Annotated in this window: 4 protein-coding genes; all 4 read right to left on the bottom strand. The window is 39.9% G+C overall.

Annotated features, from left to right (window positions below):
- Positions 1-106, bottom strand: a 106-nt coding sequence (locus IM515_RS26220; RefSeq protein WP_502881982.1) for an immunity protein CdiI family protein, incomplete at its 3' end; no start/stop codon positions are given.
- 5 nt (positions 107-111) lie between these two features.
- Entirely contained in the window at positions 112-528 is a 417-nt protein-coding gene (locus IM515_RS22380) for a hypothetical protein (RefSeq protein ID WP_002790625.1), read from the bottom strand.
- Between the two features lie 350 nt (positions 529-878).
- Positions 879-1,247, bottom strand: coding sequence for a hypothetical protein (locus IM515_RS22375; RefSeq protein ID WP_155119790.1), 369 nt, complete (start codon positions 1,245-1,247; stop codon positions 879-881).
- A 441-nt stretch (positions 1,248-1,688) separates the two neighbouring features.
- Positions 1,689-3,053, bottom strand: a complete 1,365-nt coding sequence (gene asnS / locus IM515_RS22370) for an asparagine--tRNA ligase (RefSeq protein WP_287627816.1) — start codon at positions 3,051-3,053, stop codon at positions 1,689-1,691.
- Between the last annotated feature and the right edge of the window lie 229 nt (positions 3,054-3,282).

The raw sequence follows: 3,282 nt of genomic DNA, 5'->3' as shown, positions 1-3,282 counted from the left end.
TTGCTTGACTTAATGGTAATTCTTCAGGAGCAATGTTATCAATTTCATCTACTCCCCAAAGTGGGTAACTTCCATAATCTGCCCAAAGTTTGATTCTGATTGCCATAACTATCATTCCTGAATAAGTTTATTAATTAATCGCGTTGGAGTTGGATTAGCACTCACTAAGTAACCATTATGACTAATTTCTAGAGAAACATACTGAATAATTCCATTGATTTCTACTTGATAAATTATGCGACTTTTTCCTTGTATGCCAATAATTGTCCCCTCACTAATAGCTGTTATAATTAAATCAGGAATTTGTTCTTCGGTAATACCTCTCTGGAGGAAATCTTCTCGATGATTTTCTAGAATATGCAGTAATCCAGAACCTCTCTCTCCTCCTTTTCCTGTTTCTAGAAAAACAATTTTCCCCCTAGGATCTTGAGTAATTCTGAGAATATTTTCTGGGGTATGTTTGATTGCTGCTTTTTTAAGTTCAGCAATCAGGAGTTTTTTCTGATCGTTGTTCGGATTCGACCTCATTGCCGATTATAGCTCAAGATTGCCTAATTTGATCTAGTTTACTCACCCCTCAATTATACAATAAAACCCCCTCAAGATTAATTGAAGGGGTATTTATAGTATTTTTATAAGCAATTTAGCCGACTTTTATGGCTTAAGTTTGCGCTTGAGGGTTGAAGCTGCTCCTAGTGTGCCGAGGGAGAGGAGGAAAGTTATAATTTGAGGAACACTATTAGATATGTAGATATGATTAGATAAGGTACAATGAAAGATGTAGATGCACCTACTTAAGCCATGAAACAAGTTCTCAAAAATATTGAGGTATCAGAGATTCCTACACTAATCGATACATGGATAGATATTCCTGTAAATTAATCGATAGTAAACAATGTTGTGAGTCCCCCATTTGTTCCTATGGAATAATATGTATTGACCGGAACACCATGTAAAGCTGGTATGGCTAAAGAACAACGATGGAAAGTTTTATCAAGAAATTTTTTGTACATACATCTTTTTACCGATTTCACGGGGATCAGGCAACTAATCCTACTGGAAGTTGCACCAGGAATACCTGGCACTATCGAATATCTGCCATGATCATTTATACACTTATATACTTGACCAGATTGAGCTATTAAAAAGTCTTTGTTTTCACTTAAGTTAAATGTTTTAGCTTCTCGAGACACAGTTAGTCCCAATAAAGTTAATACAGCCGTTATGTATATTACACTTGTTTTCATTAATGTATCTCCTCAAAAGTGCGATCGCCTTCTCGCAGCTAGGTGAAGCAACAACCCAACCCAAGACACAAGGCAGATAGTAGAACAATACACATCCCCCCCACAACTGTATCAAAAGTTACAATTTAATAAATCTTTATATTCTCCTCCCTTCAGATTTTGGGGTTTTTGGGGAGTTCAAGAGCTTGGACTTGTACAACTTTATTGTACAAGTTTCCAAAGACCAAGAAAATTAGCACTGAAAGCTTGAGGATTACAAGCTTTCTCCCGTGTATCGGCTCTTCTAGGTTCTGTGTGATAAATTTAACTTACAATATGATCGCTCAATCTTTGTGTCCTTTGTGTCTTTGTGGTTCCTTTCACTCGCTCGCCAGCAGGACTGTATCTTAGAATACATTTTGCCCACCAAACCTAAGAGAGCCGTGTATCCTAGACATCAACCTAAAAGTCGGCACTTAAAGGGGTACGGGGGAAAGGAATCACATCGCGAATATTGGTCATTCCCGTCATGAATTGTACCAGACGCTCGAATCCTAAACCAAAACCAGCGTGGGGAACGGAACCGTAGCGACGCAGATCTAAATACCACCACAAATCATCGGGATTCATTCCCTGTTCCTGCATTCTTTGGATTAATACATCTAATCGTTCTTCCCGTTGGGAACCGCCGATAATTTCGCCGATCTTGGGTGCTAAAATATCCATAGCGGAAACAGTTTTATTATTGTCATCTAGACGCATATAAAAAGCTTTGATTGTCTTGGGATAATTGGTGACAATCACGGGTTTTTTAAATAGTTCTTCCGCTAGATAACGTTCGTGTTCTGACTGTAAATCTACGCCCCATTCTACCGGAAACTCGAACTGACGATCGGCTTTTTCTAATAACTCGATCGCTTCGCTGTAGGTAATCCGGCCAAACTCACTATTAACGATATTTTCGGCCGTACTTAACACCGTTTTATCGATACGTTCGTTAAAAAACTGCAAATCTTCGGGACAATTTTCTAAAACGAATTTAAAGATATATTTGAGAAAAGCTTCCGCTAAATCCTGATCCCCTTCCAAGTCACAAAAAGCCATTTCTGGTTCCACCATCCAAAACTCGGCCAGATGACGGGAAGTATTAGAATTTTCGGCGCGAAAAGTCGGGCCAAAAGTGTAAACATTAGATAAAGCCATGGCCATTACTTCCGCTTGTAATTGTCCACTGACGGTTAAATAGGCCCGTTTACCAAAGAAATCCTCGGCAAAATTGGCCGGTTTTTTTAAATCTAAACTGGTGACTGTAAATAATTCTCCCGCACCTTCGCAGTCGTTAGCGGTAATAATAGGAGTATGTACCCAAATAAAGCCCTTTTCTTGGAAAAAAGTGTGGATAGCGGTAGCGCAAGCGTTTCTAACCCGCATTACTGCTCCTAGGGTGTTGGTTCTTGCTCGCAGGTGGGCAATGGTTCTCAGAAATTCAAAGGAATGACGTTTCTTTTGTAGGGGATAATCCGGGGGACAGTCACCATAAAGGGTGATTTCGGCCGCTTTTAACTCGATATTTTGCCCTTTACCCGGGGAAGGAACCAAATTTCCCGAAACAGCGATCGCCGTTCCTGTGCTAATTATTTTTAGTACATTTTCATAATCGGGTAAAGTCGATTCGAGGATAACTTGTAAGTTGGCCAGGGATGAGCCATCATTAACTTCCAGGAAAGTAAATTCTTTTAATTCTCGTTTTGTTCTCACCCAACCCTGCACGGTGACGGATTGATCCGGTTGTCCTGTCTGAAAGATTTCCTTGATTCTGCTAGTCATTGCTTATCCCTATGTTAAGTGGGTGAGTGGAATTAAATATAAGATGAACGTAGGTTGGGTTGAAGCATGAAACCCAACGCCAGATTATGTTACGCTACCGCTAACCCATCCTACAAATAATTGTGTCTCCCTACTTAGAACCAAAGAGTAAGTGGGTGAGTGGAATTAAATATAAGATGAACGTAGGTTGGGTTGAAGCATGAAACCCAACGGCCGCATGGGTTACGCT

Source organism: Microcystis sp. M44BS1, assembly GCF_020244875.1.
GTDB classification, from domain to species: domain Bacteria; phylum Cyanobacteriota; class Cyanobacteriia; order Cyanobacteriales; family Microcystaceae; genus Microcystis; species Microcystis panniformis.
The sequence above is the reverse complement of the archived record's forward strand: the minus strand, read 5'-3'. Positions and strand labels throughout refer to the sequence as shown.

Bases quoted from the DNA above. Each gene is read 5' to 3' on its own strand.
- IM515_RS22380 (WP_002790625.1), bottom strand. From the start codon at position 528: ATGAGGTCGAATCCGAACAACGATCAGAAAAAACTCCTGATTGCTGAA.
- IM515_RS22375 (WP_155119790.1), bottom strand. From the start codon at position 1,247: ATGAAAACAAGTGTAATATACATAACGGCTGTATTAACTTTATTGGGA.
- asnS (WP_287627816.1), bottom strand. From the start codon at position 3,053: ATGACTAGCAGAATCAAGGAAATCTTTCAGACAGGACAACCGGATCAA.